We start from the raw sequence: 13,048 nt of genomic DNA on the forward strand, positions 1-13,048 counted from the left end.
CGCGTCTGCTCATGCCCCGGCCCGCCAGCGGCAATGGCAGATCCGGCGGCAACCCGATCTTCAAACCTTCGCTGGCACCCTCTTGCAAGCCCGACCGGGCTGCAGGAAACTGTGTCGTCGGTCCCGGATCGCGGCTGACGACGCCGCGGCGGACGGCCCAAGCAAAAGGAACGCCATGAAGGATACCGATGACGGCATCACGCCCGAGCTTCTGCTGCAGGCCTACATGTCCGGCATCTTTCCGATGGCAGAAAGCCGCGATGACCCGGAACTGTTCTGGGTCGATCCGCGCCGCAGGGGTGTCTTTCCTCTGGACGGCTTCCACATCTCGCGCTCGCTCCGCCGGGCGCTGAAACGGGGCGACTACAGCGTCACCACCGACCGTGACTTCACCGGCGTGCTGGAAGGCTGCGCCGACCGCGGGGAAACCTGGATCAACGACGAGATCGCCGCGCTGTACCATGCGCTTCATGACCGCGGCCATGCCCATTCGCTGGAGGTCTGGTCAGAGCAAGGCGCGCTGATCGGCGGTGTCTACGGCGTGGCGCTCGGGCGGGCCTTCTTCGGGGAAAGCATGTTCTCGCGCCGACGGGATGCCTCGAAGATCGCGCTAGCCTGGCTGGTCGACCGGCTGAACCTCTGCGGCTACACCCTCTTCGACACCCAGTTCCTGACCCCCCACCTCGCCTCGCTCGGCGCGGTGGAGATCCCCCGCGCCCGCTATCACGCCGCGCTTGCCGAGGCGCTGACCGGTGCGGCGGACTTCACCCGATCGGCAGAGCGCCCCGACATCGCGGGGCTGCTGGCCCGCCACGACGCGCGGCAGGCGGCTCAGTCGACGGGCTGATCGGGATCCTGCGGCGGCAGCTCAGGGGCCTCGACCGGGGCGTCCTGCGGCAGTTCGGCGCCGGCGGGCAATACGCAGCTCAGCACCCAGATGTCGTAGCGGAAGTGATCCAGCGCATTCAGCGCCGGAGACGAGGCCATCATCCAGCCCTCGAAGATCGGGCGGGCGGGGTCTTCGGCCCGCTCGTCACGGATCGTCAGAAAGGCGAAGGCATCGCCCGCCGGGTTGTCCAGCGGATAGCGGCAGGCCCCCAGCGTGACGGTCAGGGAACCGATCCGCCCGCTTTCGCCCGTCGCCAGCTCAAGGTCCTGGGTCTCGGCGTTGATCTTGTCGAGGCCCCGCAGCATGGCGCCGGTGCCCGGACCGACGTCCTCCTGCGCTTGCAGCGGCGCGGCGAGGGTCATGAGCAGGGGCAGAAGGGCAAGTCGGCGCATCATCAGTTGTCGGATCCCGAGACGAATTTCAGCAGCAGCGAGATCAGGCTGACGGCGCCCTGGGTATCCAGCACCTCGTCCCCTGCCTCGTAGTTGAAGGGCGAGCCGCCCGGCAGGATCTCGACAAAGTTGCCGCCCAGAAGCCCTTCCGAGGAAATCGCCACCTGGCTGTCATCGGGCACCTGGATCGCCGGGTCCAGCAGGAAGTCGGCGCGGGCACGGAAGGTGGCGGGATCAAGCTCAAGCCCGGTCACGGTGCCGACGCGAACGCCGGCAAGGCGCACGTCGGTGCCGACCGAAATCCCCTCGGCAGAGCGGAACGAGGCAGACAGCGCATAGCTGTCCCGTGCCGAGCCGCCGAGATCGACGAAGCGTGACCCGTAGGCAAGGAAAGCGACCGCAACCGCCAGCACAAGGGCGCCGGCAATGATCTCGGCACGATTCTCAGTCATGGGACGATCCGACATTTGGGCCCTCCTTCTGGTGGCGCCCGGGGCCCGGCAAGACCGGGTCGGTTACTCGGCGGGGCTCCAGGCCTCGTAGTCCTGGCGCGACGCGGGTTCGGGACGGCGGATCGAACCGGCCGGCGCATAGGCCAGCGCCGTGCCCGTCAGGTTCTCGTGGTGGGGCTTTTCCCAGGTCTTGTGGACCAGCGGCTTCTTCGACGGCAGGTCGTCGAAGGTGTGGTGCAGCCAGCCGTGCCAGTCGGGGTCGATGCGCGAGGCCTCGGCCTCGCCGTTGTACATCACCCAGCGGCGCTTGCCCCCGGCGGTCTGGTAGAACACGTTGCCCTGGCTGTCCTCGCCGACTTTCTCGCCCTTGCGGTACGTGTAGAGCTGGGTGTTCAGCGTCGAGCCGTTCCACCAGGTCACGGCGCGCAGAAGCGTGTTCAGAATGCCCATGGAAGCCTCCGATCTTGATCCCCACCGATATGGCGCATTCCGGGGCCAAGGTCCAGTGGCCCCGGCGCCCGCAAGCCCCCGGTTGGGCCGGCTGTCGCCTAGAATTTTCGCCGTTCCGTCGCGGGTTACTGCGGCAGCAGCGCCGTAAGCTCGATCTCGATCCGGTACTCGGGCGCGATCAGCCCGCATTCCAGCATGGTGGCCGCGGGGGGATTCGCCCCGAAGGTCTCGGCCAGGATGGGCCAGCAGGCTTCGAATTCGGTCGCATCGGGAAGGTAGTAGTGGACCCGCACCGCGTCGGCGAAGCCGGCCCCCGCCTCTTCCAGCGCCCGACCGATCCTTTCCAGCGCCGAGCGGCACTGGCTGGCCACATCCGGACCCTCGCCCACGGTGCCCGAGACATGGACGAAGCCATTGGCCACCACCGCCCGGCAATAGCCGATCTTCGCCTCGAAGGGGCCGGCCGAGGAAATTCGCCTGATCATCATCTGCTCCTGCTTGTTCAGGCGGATCTTGCGGCGGCGGTGATGCGCTGGCAAGGGCCGGCGCGCACAACCCGACCAAGCGGCTTCGCTCAGGGAAGGACCAGGCGAAGGGGACAAGGAAAAGGGCCAGCCCCCTTGCAGAGACCGGCCCTTCGCAAATCTGTCCGTCGCGGATCAGCCCGCGGTAGCCTCTTCCGACTTGGCGTCGGAGTAGATCATCAGCGGTGCCGCATCGGCGGTCACGGCCTCTTCGTTGACCACGACCTCGGTCACGTCGTCCATGCCCGGAAGCTCGAACATCGTGTCCAGCAGGATATCCTCGAGGATCGAGCGCAGCCCCCGCGCGCCGGTCTTGCGTTCGATGGCGCGCTTGGCGATCGACTGCAGGGCATCATCGGTGAAGGTCAGCTCGACATCTTCCAGCTCGAACAGGCGCTGGTACTGCTTGACCAGGGCGTTCTTCGGCTCCGTCAGGATGGTGACGAGGGCTTCGGCGTCGAGGTCCTCCAGCGTCGCCAGAACCGGCAGACGGCCGACGAATTCCGGGATCAGGCCGAACTTCAGCAGGTCCTCGGGTTCCAGATCCTGGAAGATCTCGCCCACGCCGCGGGCGTCGTTGTCACGAACGTCGGCCCCAAAGCCCATGGCCGAGCCCTTGCCCCGCGCCGCGATGATCTTGTCGAGGCCGGCAAAGGCGCCACCGCAGATGAACAGGATGTTCGTGGTGTCGACCTGCAGGAATTCCTGCTGCGGATGCTTGCGCCCGCCCTGCGGCGGCACGCTGGCCACGGTGCCTTCCATCAGCTTCAGCAGCGCCTGCTGCACGCCCTCGCCCGAGACGTCGCGGGTGATCGAGGGGTTTTCCGACTTGCGGGTGATCTTGTCGACCTCGTCGATGTAGACGATGCCGCGCTGCGCCTTCTCGACGTTGTACTCGCTGGACTGCAGCAGCTTGAGGATGATGTTTTCCACGTCCTCGCCCACGTAACCGGCTTCGGTCAGCGTCGTGGCATCGGCCATGGTGAAGGGCACGTCGAGGATCCGCGCCAGCGTCTGGGCCAGCAGCGTCTTGCCGCAGCCGGTCGGGCCGATCAGCAGGATGTTGGATTTCGCCAGCTCGATGTCGCCACCCTTGGCCGAGTGGTTGAGGCGCTTGTAGTGATTGTGCACGGCAACCGAGAGCACGCGCTTGGCCGTCGCCTGGCCGATCACGTAGTCGTCCAGAACGGCGCAGATCTCTTTCGGCGTCGGCACCCCTTCCGAGGATTTCAGCCCGGTGGACTTCGTCTCTTCGCGGATGATGTCCATGCAGAGCTCGACACATTCGTCGCAGATGAACACGGTCGGACCCGCGATCAGTTTGCGCACCTCGTGCTGGCTCTTGCCGCAGAAGCTGCAATAAAGCGTGTTCTTGCTGTCTCCGCCCGAATTCGTGGCCATATCTACTTACCTTTCGCCCCTGCGGGCCCTGACACGTTCACCGGTTTGCCCTCAGATCCTGCCAGAGTAGGACAGCACCTGCGGAGCGACAACACCCGAGTTGAACGTGTGCCGCATCCCGCAAGGCGGGACGCGGACCTGGCCGAATTACTCGGCACCTGCTTCCTTGGCGTCGCGGCTGTCGACGATCTCGTCGATCAGGCCCCAGTCCTTGGCTTCCTGCGCGCTCATGAAATTGTCCCGCTCCAGCGCGTCGACCACGGTCTCGTAGTCCTGGCCGGTGTGCTTGACGTAGATGCGATTCAGCCGCTCCTTCAGGCGCTCGGTGTGGCGGGCGTGGATCAGGATGTCCGTCGCCTGGCCCTGGTAGCCGCCCGAGGGCTGGTGCACCATCACTTCCGAGTTGGGCAGCGCAAAGCGCATGCCCGCGGCACCACCGGCCAGCAGCAGCGAGCCCATCGAGGCCGCCTGCCCGACCACCAGCGTCGAGACCTTGGGACGGATGTACTGCATCGTGTCGTAGATCGACAGGCCCGAGGTGACGACGCCACCGGGGCTGTTGATGTACATCGAGATTTCCTTCGAGGGGTTCTCGGCCTCGAGGTGCAGCAGCTGCGCCACGATCAGCGAGGACATGCCATCGTGCACCGGCCCCGACAGGAAGATGATGCGCTCTTTCAGCAGGCGCGAGAAGATGTCGTAAGCGCGCTCGCCCCGGCTGGTCTGTTCGACCACCATCGGCACGAGATTGTTCATGTAAAACTCTACCGGATCTTTCATCTGCGTGCCCTGCCTGATGCTCACTTCTGTGGTCTCTCCGATCCCTATCGACCGAAGTCTAAGAGAGTCTTAGTGATGGCAATGAACGGCTGCAAGGGCAGGAGCCGAATTTGCGCCCTCAGCCTTAACACCCCGCGAAGCGGTCCCGCGGCTCTCGGCGTCATTTCTTCTTCATCGAGACCGCTGTATGACAGGCGCCACGGAAAGAGGACCAGACCATGCCGGATTACGCCCGTTACGCCATCTATTACCTGCCCGAACCGGGGCCGCTGGCCGACTTCGGCGCCGCCTGGCTGGGCTGGGACGTGCAGGGCGGTGCCGAGGTCGCGCATCCGCAGGTGCCCGCCCTGCCCCGCCCGGTGGCCGAGCTGACGGCGACACCGCGCAAGTACGGCTTCCACGGCACCGTCAAGCCGCCCTTCCGCCTCGCCGAGGGTCATGACGCCGCGGGCCTCGCCCTGGCCGCCGAGCGCCTCGCCGAACGGCTGGAACCGGTGGTGCTGGACGGGCTGGCGCTGACCCGTCTGGGCAGTTTCATCGCCCTCACCCCACGCGGCAGCAGGGCCCAGCTGACGGCGCTGGCCGCCCTGGCCTCGGAGAGCGTGCAGGGCCTCGATGCCTATCGCGCCCCCGCCCCGCAGAGCGAACTGGACCGGCGCCGCAAGGCCGGTCTGAGCGCGCGGCAGGAAAGCTACCTGCAGCAATGGGGCTATCCCTACGTGATGGAGGAATTCCGCTTCCACCTGACGCTGACCGGCAAGCTTTCGGCCATCGACGCCCCCGCGGTCGAAGCCGCGCTGCGCCCGGTCGTCGCACCGGTCATGCCCGAGCCGTTCACGATCGAAAGCCTCTGCCTCTGCGGCGAGGACGAGGCCGGGCGTTTCCACCTGGTGAAGCGCCTCGCCCTCGGCGGCTAGGGCTCAGCCCGCATCGGGGAAGCGCATCATCCCCTCCTGCGCGACCGAGGCCACCAGCCGGCGGTCGCGCGTGTAGATCCGCCCGAAGGTCATGCCGCGGGAATGGCCCGTCCAGGGGCTCTCGATGCAGTAGAGCAGCCAGTCGTCCATGCGGAAGTTGCCGTGCAGCCACAGCGCGTGGTCCAGAGAGGCGACCTTGGCGCCCTCTTCCAGCCAGGACCGGCCATGCACGGTCAGCGCCGCCTGGATCAGCCCGAGGTCAGACATGTAGGCCAGCGCGGCGCGATGCAGCACCGGATCGTCCCCCAACGGAAAGCGGCTGCGCACCCAGCGGTACTGCCGGCCCCGGCGCGGGGTCAGGTCGAAGGGCGGAGAGGGCGTCACCGGGCGCACCTCGATAGGGCGATTGAGGCGCAGGTAGGCCAGCACCTCTTCGGGCACGGCGCCGGGGTGGGCCTCGGCCAGCTCAAGCTCGTTCGGCAGGCTCTCGGGGTCGGGAATGTCGTCGGGGAAGGCTTCCTCGTGGGCCAGCCCGGCATTCGCGGCCTGGTACGAGGCGGTCAGGTTGAGGATCGGCTTGCCGCCCTGGATCGCCACCACGCGGCGGTTCGAGAAGCTGCGCCCGTCCATGTCGCGCTCGACCTGGTAGAGCACCGGCTCGACCGCCTTGCCGGGGCGCAGGAAGTAGGCGTGCAGGGAATGGCTGGTGCGGTCGGGATCGACGGTGCGGGTGGCGGCCATCAGCGCCTGAGCGATGACCTGCCCGCCGAAGCTGCGCCCGCGCCCGCCGGGGGTGGCGATGCCGCGGTAGAAGTTCTCTTCGATCTGCTCGACCGTGAGGATCGGCGTCAGGATATCGGCGCTGCTGGTGTCGGCTGGCTCGGGCATGATCGTCTCCGTCGCTGCGCCGGAGGTCCGGCATGGTCGCTATGCCGGAGGTCCGGCGGGTCGGGGGAATGTCCTCCGACCCGCCGGGGATTGCAAGCGGAAGCGGGGTCAGCCCGCCGCCATGCCGGGGCCGCGGCCGTGCCGCCGGGGCTGTGCATCCAGCGCCGTGATGCCCAGCACCAGCAGGCCTGCCAGCGCCAGCCCCGCGCCGACCAGACCGATCGAGGGCCAGCCCGCGCCAGCCGCCAGCGCCATGCCACCCAGCATCGGGCCGAGGGCGTTGGCGAAGTTGAAGGCCGAGTGGTTCAGCGCCGCCGAAAGGGTCGGCGCCTCTTCCGCCAGGGTCATCAGCCGCGCCTGCAGCACCGAGCTGAGGCCGCCCGAACACCCGAGGATCAGCAGCACCGGCGCGATCAGCCAGACGTTGTCGGCGACGGCCCAGAAGGTCAGCATCATCACCACGGCCACCGACAGCGCGATGGCCGCCGCCCGCATCTGGCCCTTGTCGGCCAGCCAGCCGAAGATGAACTGGCCGCAGGTCATGCCGATGCCGAAGATCATCAGCAGGACGGGCACCACGGTCTTGGGCTCTCCGGCGTATTCCATCACCACCGAGGCGAGGTAGGAGTAGATGCAGAACATGCCGCCCGTGCCGATGGCGCCGACGGCGAGTGTCAGCCAGATCTGGCGGCTCTTCAGCGTCGACAGCTCGCGCAGCGGGCTGGCATCGGCGGTGGCCTCCAGCTTCGGCGCCAGCATCCGCACGAAGAGCGCGCAGAAGGCGGCCAGCGGCACCACGAAGGCGAAGGTCCAGCGCCAGCCCAGTTGCGCACCGAAGAGGTTGGCCAGCGGCACGCCGACGACGTTGGCCACGGTCAGCCCGGTCAGCACCGAGGCAACCGCGCGGGCGCGCCGCTCGGGCGGGACCAGCGAGGCGGCCATCAGGCCGGCGACGCCGAAGAAGGCGCCATGGGGCAGACCGGCGGCGAAGCGCGAGGCCAGGAACATCTCCCAGCTGGGCGCGATGGCCGAGAGGCCATTGGCCAGCGCATAGAGGCTCATCAGCACAACCAGCAGCCCGCGCCGCGACACCCGTGCGGCGCCGAGCGCGATCAGCGGCGCCCCGACGCACACGCCGAGCGCATAGGATGAGATGGCCCGTCCCGCGACGGCCTCGGTGACACCGAAGTCTTCCGAGAAGAAGGGCAGGATGGACATGGTTGCGAATTCGGCCACGCCGATGGCGAAACCGCCGAGGGCAAGGGCCAGGGTCACCAGCATGGGGTGGGCGACCGTCTGCTGACGGATCATGGCAGGAACTCCCGCGAAGGGCGCGGCCTTCGGTCCTGCTCCGGTCTCGATGCCGGAACAGCGGGCCGAAGTCCGCGGATATTTCGGATGAGGGCGGCGGGACATTGGAGGAGGGCCGGCCCTGCCCCCCTTTTTCCCGCGCCGGACCGCAACGCGCAAGCCCCCCGAATGCCCAAAGGCCGCATTGCAGAAGTGCAAGGATGCAGGCTGCCCCCTTTGTCAGCGCAGATCCGCCGGCCCGCCCGGGGTTTCGCGCAGCAGCCGGGCCACGCCCCAGCCCGCAGAGAACATCGCCAGTTCTCCGATGGTGGTCACCAGGCGGAAGAGCAGGCTTGCCAGCAACGCCAGATCCCGATCCTGCCCTGCCGTGGCCAGCAGGGCCACCAGCGCCGCCTCGCGCAGACCGAGACCGCCCGGAAGGCCGGGGGTCACGTAGCCGATGATCCAGGCCAGCAGCCCCGCCACCATCGCCGGCACCACCGGCACCGGGCCCAGCAGGTTGCAGACCGCCGCGAACCCCGCCCCGAGGCAGAGCATGAAAAGGCTCGACAGCAGCAGCGGCAGACGTAGCCGACCCGCCAGGTGGCGCTGCGGCCCGACCCGTGGCGCCAGCAGCCACAGCGCCAGCGCCACGGGCAAGGGCAAGAGGCGCAGGCCGGCGGGCAGCGGGGCGATGGCCTCGGCGGGCAGCAGCGGTGCCAGCAGGGCCAGGGCAAGCAGGGCACCGGTCGGGGTCAGCAGAAGCTCGGTCAGGGTGGCCCGGGCCAGGGCCCCGTCACTCAGCCTGTCGTCACTCAGCCTGTCATCACCCGGCCGGTCATCACCCGGCCCGTCGCCACCCCGCCCGCTGTCGCGCAGCCAGAGCGCCCGACCGAGGACATGCGCCACGTTGCCCGGCAGGTAACGCGCCACCTGCGTTGCGGTCTGCGACAGGTAGCTGCGGCGGCGCGGCACCCTTGCATGGCCCTGCAGGATCAGGTGCCAGCTTTCCGCCAGCAGAAACAGCGCCGCGCCATAGGCCAGCCCGAGCGCCAGCAGCGGCGCCAGCAGGCCCGGCCCGGGCCAGAGATCGCGCACCCCCTGCCATTGCGCGACCAGCGCGCGCCCGAGGAACCAGAGCGCCGCCAGCAGGACAAGCCCGCCGGCCAGGGGCAACAACGGCCTGCGGCGCGACGCGCTCATGCGCGGGGGCCGGGGGCGCCCAGCAAGGTGGTCTCGTCCGGGTAGGGCAGCGAGGGGGTCAGGCCGCGCAGCACCTCGGCCTTCAGCCCCGAGGCGACGATGGCCTGACGGTACCGCGCCCGGTGCGAATTGTCGAAGACGATCATGCCGCCGGGCGCCAGCCGTGTCACGGCATGCGCAAGACAGGCCGCGCGCGCCCTGCCGTCGATCACGATCAGGTCAAACAGGCCGACCTCGCGCTCGATCGCCCCGGCATAGGCGCGGAAGCTCTGGCCCTCCTCGGGCTTCTTGCCTGAAACGTAGAGTGGATCGTCGATCCGGTCGGCATCGGGCAGTACCGTGCGCAGGCGCACCGGGCAGAGGTCGGGCAGCCGGTCGATCAGACCCTGGACCTTGTAGCCCCAGCCGGCATGATGCTCGATCGAGGTGACCGAAGCCGCCCTCCGGGCCAGCCAGATCGTGCTGGCGCCCGAGCCGTATTCGAAGACCCGCGCCGCGGCATGGCCACGCAGGAAGGCATCGACCCGGTCGATGGCGCCATAGGTCCACCATGGCACGTCCAGCGCCACCAGCCCCTCGAGGTCATGCACCGCGAACAGGGAGCGCAGCCAATGTGCCAGGCGCGCATGCGGCGCCAGCCGCTCGAGCAGCGCCAGCAGGCCGAACATCCGCAGCAACCGCCCGAGGCCCCGTGCCAGCCCGACGTAAATCCGCTTGCCTGAAGTCACCTGTCCCATCCCGTAGTCCTTTCCTTCGGGCCATCCGTTCCGGCCCGCCGTCCCCGCGGCCCTGTCAGCCGGTCCGGGGATCGCGACAGATCCTCCCGAGCCGCGCCGCCCCTTCCGGGCCTTGCGTAGCCGGTATCTGCCTTCTCTGCACCATTTCTTCGCAGAAGGCGCGATCCCAGGGGGCGGTAAAGCCCTCGTCGGCGGCGCGGAAGTTATCGCTGTATTCGCGCGCGGTCACCACCAGGACCGACAGCCCTAGCGCCCCCGCCAGCACCACGCCTCGGCCCGGGCAGACCCGCAGGCCGCCCAGCACCGCCACCGCCAGCAGCGGCCAGAGGTCGACGTGATAGCGCAGAGTGATCGTCGCGTAGGACAGTGTCAGCAGCACCGACAGGCCGAAGGCCAGCGCCAGCATGCCGAGGCCCCAGTTATCCGGCCCCGCGTTAAGTCCTCCCGAGCGTTCCAGTCCCGGGCCTCCACTCGCCCTGGTTTCGCGCCCGGGATTCGCCCCTCCGTCTCGTTGCCGTGCCGGTCTGCCGCGTCTCATCCCTCCCAGGGCAAGGGCCACCCAGCCCAGCCACATGAACAGCATGCCCGTATCCGGCCATTCGATACGGATGTAGCCCAGCTTGTCGTGGGTCAGGCCGTAGAAGACCGCCTGCGCCCGCCAGGATGCGGCGGGCATCAGCGCCTGTGGCACCCCCAGCAGGTACTGCACGCCGTTCGGCAGGATGCGGGCCGGATCGAAGCGGCCGTGATCGATGAAGGTCCGCGCGCGATTGCCCGCCAGATCCTCGTGCCCCCAGTAGATGGCGCCGTATTGCAGGGCCGAGGGCTCGAAGCTGCCATGGGTCACCGCGCCCGAGCCGAAGCGCAGGTCATTGTAGCCCATGTAACCCGCCACCCCGCCCGCCAGTACCGCCAGCGCCAGCGCGGCAGGCAACAGGGCCCGCAACCGCTGCCGCCAGAGCATCCGCAGCGCCGCCAGCCCGGTCGCCGCATAGAGCGCCGCCGCCACATTGGGCCGCGCCTGAAGGCAGAGCCCCGCCAGCAGGGCAAGCCCGAGGAGACAGGCCCAGCCAGCCCCCCGCCCCAGCCCGAAGTGACGATGCCAGAGCCACACCGCCGCAGCGGCAAGCCAGTAGGCCATGGCGATCGGTTCCTGGTAGAGCGCGTGGTTGGCGACCAGCAGCAGGGCCGGGCCTGCCAACCAGGCGCCGAGCCCGAGCACCAGCGCGCTGCGTGGCGTCAGCCAGCCGGCGCGCGCCGCCGCGCCATGGAAGGCGGCGTGGTAGAAGGCGCAGCCAAGGGCGGTCCAGGCCCAGAGCGAGGCCGGCGCCAGGGACACCCGGGTCAGGTCGACCAGCGGGGCCAGCAGCGCCCGCAGCAGCAGCGGACCGGCGCCGTGATAAAGATAGGCCGTGCCGTCGGGGGCGTAGTGCCCCTCGTACCGCAGCAGGCGGGCCGGCAGATCGACCTCTCCGGCGCGCAACGCCAGCCAGGCTTCGTCGTAGATGCGGCTGCCGAACTGCTCGGGGCCGCTTCCGGGCACCACGCCGAAGGCCAGCCAGCCCAGCACCAGCGCCCCGCCAAGGGCGCAGAACAGCGCGACCCGCGCCGTCGGGGACAGACTGGGGGCCGACCGCCGGATGTCAGCCACGGGTCTCGTCCTTGTCCACAGGCCCTGCGGCCGGCGGCAGGGCCTCGGCCACCTGGGTCTCGAGCTGCCGGACCCGGGCCAGGACAGCTTCGGCCAGGCGCCGGTTGGTCGCGATGGTGTCCGACAGGAAGGCGATGACCACGGTGAAATAGCCCGCCAACAGGAAGGCACTGCCCAGCACCAGGGACTGCACGTGCCCGTCGCCGTCCCCCAGCATGTAGAAGCGCAGGAACCGCAGGATAGGCCAGAGCCCCAGCCCGATCATCACCAGCCCCAGCCAGAGAAACGAGCTGAGCGGCATGTACATGAAGCAGCTGCGCAAGATGGTCACGACCTGCTTGCGCACGAACTGGAAGCTCGACCGGAACAGGCGCGAGGGCCGCGTGGCCGGGTTGGTCTTTACCGGCACCGAGACCACGGTCATGCCATGGTTGCCGGCGTGGATCAGTGTCTCGATGGTATAGCTGAAGCGGGTCATGACGTTGATCTTCAGCGCCGCCTCGCGGGAATAGGCGCGGAAGCCCGTCACCGCGTCGCGGGCATCGATCCCCGCCAGCCGCCGCACCATCGCCGACCCCATCCGCTGCATGAACCGCTTGCCGGCCGAGAATTCGCGGTTCGCGCCCGGGTTGCGATCGCCCAGCACGATATCGGCCCGGCCCTCGGCGATCGGGCGCACCAGGTCCGGGATCGACGCACCGCTGTACTGATGGTCTCCGTCGGTGTTGACGATGATGTCGGCGCCAAGCCGCAGCGCATTGTCGACCCCCAACTGGAAGGCGCGGGCAAGACCCTTGTTGCCCTTCTGGCGAAGCACATGTTCCACCCCGTGCCGGCGCGCCACCTCGACCGTCGCATCCGAAGAACCGTCATCGATGACCTGGATCTCGACCCTGGCGATCCCGGGGATCCGGCGCGGGATGCCCGCCAGCACGTCCGGCAGGGTCTGTTCCTCGTTGAAGCAGGGCACCTGCACGATGAGCTTGAGAGGCCGCGCCCCTGCGCCGCCGAAGTCAGAGCCGCCGGCCCCGCCCAGTTCCACGTTGGTTTCCGTCATCTGCCCCTGCCCCAGTCTGGTCGTCCCGGCCTGAAATATCGCGGTCCCGGTCCGGGACCATATCCGAGCGCTGGCCTCGCCGAACGGCATTCCGTTTCGGCCCCGGAACCAATCCACGGGAATTATGGCGATATAGTGCTGGATTTGGTGTGTTTCTTCGACCACCGCGTGGCGCGGCGCAACGGCCGACCGGAAAGCGCGGCGCTCCAGCCCCGGCGGGAGCGTGAATGGGGCCCTGGCCGGGGCACATAACCGGGGCACATGGCCGGCGCCCCGGCCCAAGTCAGATAAAGGCATTGTTTTCACAGGATCAGGCCTGCGCCCCGCTGACCGGCAGCCCACCCCCGGCCGATCTCTGCACCACGGGCCGTCGCGGCCTCGGGCAGAAGGAACATCGGATTGACGGAGCCGAGCTCT

14 protein-coding genes are annotated in these 13,048 nt (G+C 68.7%); 2 read left to right on the plus strand and 12 right to left on the minus strand.

Features of this window, described 5'->3' with window-relative positions:
* Positions 1 to 175 precede the first annotated feature (175 nt).
* Complete coding sequence (gene aat, locus OS124_RS0108855; RefSeq protein WP_010139160.1) at positions 176 to 847, plus strand: leucyl/phenylalanyl-tRNA--protein transferase; 672 nt, start codon at positions 176 to 178, stop codon at positions 845 to 847.
* On the opposite strand, the gene OS124_RS0108860 is transcribed toward aat, so the two are convergent.
* From OS124_RS0108860 to OS124_RS0108885, 6 genes are all read right to left on the minus strand, one after another.
* Complete coding sequence (locus OS124_RS0108860) at positions 832 to 1,284, minus strand: DUF2155 domain-containing protein (RefSeq protein WP_010139161.1); 453 nt, start codon at positions 1,282 to 1,284, stop codon at positions 832 to 834. The two genes, aat and OS124_RS0108860, sit on opposite strands and share 16 nt — an antisense overlap.
* Complete coding sequence (mlaD, locus tag OS124_RS0108865; protein WP_029375301.1) at positions 1,284 to 1,733, minus strand: outer membrane lipid asymmetry maintenance protein MlaD; 450 nt, start codon at positions 1,731 to 1,733, stop codon at positions 1,284 to 1,286. The genes OS124_RS0108860 and mlaD overlap by 1 nt, the downstream gene beginning before the upstream one ends.
* Before the next feature lie 63 nt (positions 1,734 to 1,796).
* Positions 1,797 to 2,183 carry an NADH:ubiquinone oxidoreductase subunit NDUFA12 gene (locus OS124_RS0108870; protein ID WP_010139163.1) on the minus strand — a complete coding sequence of 129 codons (387 nt, stop codon included), beginning with the start codon at positions 2,181 to 2,183 and terminating at the stop codon, positions 1,797 to 1,799.
* 125 nt (positions 2,184 to 2,308) lie between these two features.
* On the minus strand, positions 2,309 to 2,671 hold the full coding sequence (locus OS124_RS0108875) for a RidA family protein (RefSeq protein ID WP_029375302.1): 363 nt from the start codon (positions 2,669 to 2,671) through the stop codon (positions 2,309 to 2,311).
* Between the two features lie 171 nt (positions 2,672 to 2,842).
* Complete coding sequence (gene clpX, locus OS124_RS0108880; protein WP_010139165.1) at positions 2,843 to 4,108, minus strand: ATP-dependent Clp protease ATP-binding subunit ClpX; 1,266 nt, start codon at positions 4,106 to 4,108, stop codon at positions 2,843 to 2,845.
* A 147-nt stretch (positions 4,109 to 4,255) separates the two neighbouring features.
* Entirely contained in the window at positions 4,256 to 4,888 is a 633-nt protein-coding gene (locus tag OS124_RS0108885; RefSeq protein WP_010139167.1) for an ATP-dependent Clp protease proteolytic subunit, read from the minus strand.
* A 218-nt stretch (positions 4,889 to 5,106) separates the two neighbouring features.
* Between OS124_RS0108885 and OS124_RS0108890 the strand changes: the two genes are divergently transcribed.
* Positions 5,107 to 5,805, plus strand: coding sequence for a DUF1045 domain-containing protein (locus OS124_RS0108890; RefSeq protein ID WP_010139168.1), 699 nt, complete (start codon positions 5,107 to 5,109; stop codon positions 5,803 to 5,805).
* Between the two features lie 3 nt (positions 5,806 to 5,808).
* Here OS124_RS0108890 and OS124_RS0108895 read toward each other — a convergent pair whose 3' ends face one another.
* From OS124_RS0108895 to OS124_RS0108920, 6 genes are all read right to left on the minus strand, one after another.
* Positions 5,809 to 6,693: an acyl-CoA thioesterase gene (locus OS124_RS0108895; RefSeq protein ID WP_010139169.1), complete on the minus strand. Its 885-nt coding sequence runs from the start codon at positions 6,691 to 6,693 to the stop codon at positions 5,809 to 5,811.
* Between the two features lie 108 nt (positions 6,694 to 6,801).
* A complete protein-coding gene (locus OS124_RS0108900) occupies positions 6,802 to 8,004 on the minus strand; it encodes an MFS transporter (RefSeq protein WP_010139170.1) in 1,203 nt (400 codons plus the stop codon).
* Between the two features lie 219 nt (positions 8,005 to 8,223).
* Positions 8,224 to 9,186, minus strand: coding sequence for a lysylphosphatidylglycerol synthase domain-containing protein (locus tag OS124_RS0108905; RefSeq protein WP_083834573.1), 963 nt, complete (start codon positions 9,184 to 9,186; stop codon positions 8,224 to 8,226).
* Positions 9,183 to 9,923, minus strand: coding sequence for a class I SAM-dependent methyltransferase (locus OS124_RS0108910; protein WP_010139172.1), 741 nt, complete (start codon positions 9,921 to 9,923; stop codon positions 9,183 to 9,185). The genes OS124_RS0108905 and OS124_RS0108910 overlap by 4 nt, the downstream gene beginning before the upstream one ends.
* A 55-nt stretch (positions 9,924 to 9,978) precedes the next feature.
* Positions 9,979 to 11,574, minus strand: a complete 1,596-nt coding sequence (locus OS124_RS0108915) for a hypothetical protein (protein WP_010139173.1) — start codon at positions 11,572 to 11,574, stop codon at positions 9,979 to 9,981.
* Complete coding sequence (locus tag OS124_RS0108920; RefSeq protein WP_010139174.1) at positions 11,567 to 12,631, minus strand: glycosyltransferase family 2 protein; 1,065 nt, start codon at positions 12,629 to 12,631, stop codon at positions 11,567 to 11,569. Before OS124_RS0108920 ends, OS124_RS0108915 begins: the two co-directional genes overlap by 8 nt.
* Positions 12,632 to 13,048: the final 417 nt, after the last annotated feature.

It is taken from the genome of Oceanicola sp. S124 (assembly GCF_000220565.1).
GTDB lineage: Bacteria > Pseudomonadota > Alphaproteobacteria > Rhodobacterales > Rhodobacteraceae > Pseudooceanicola.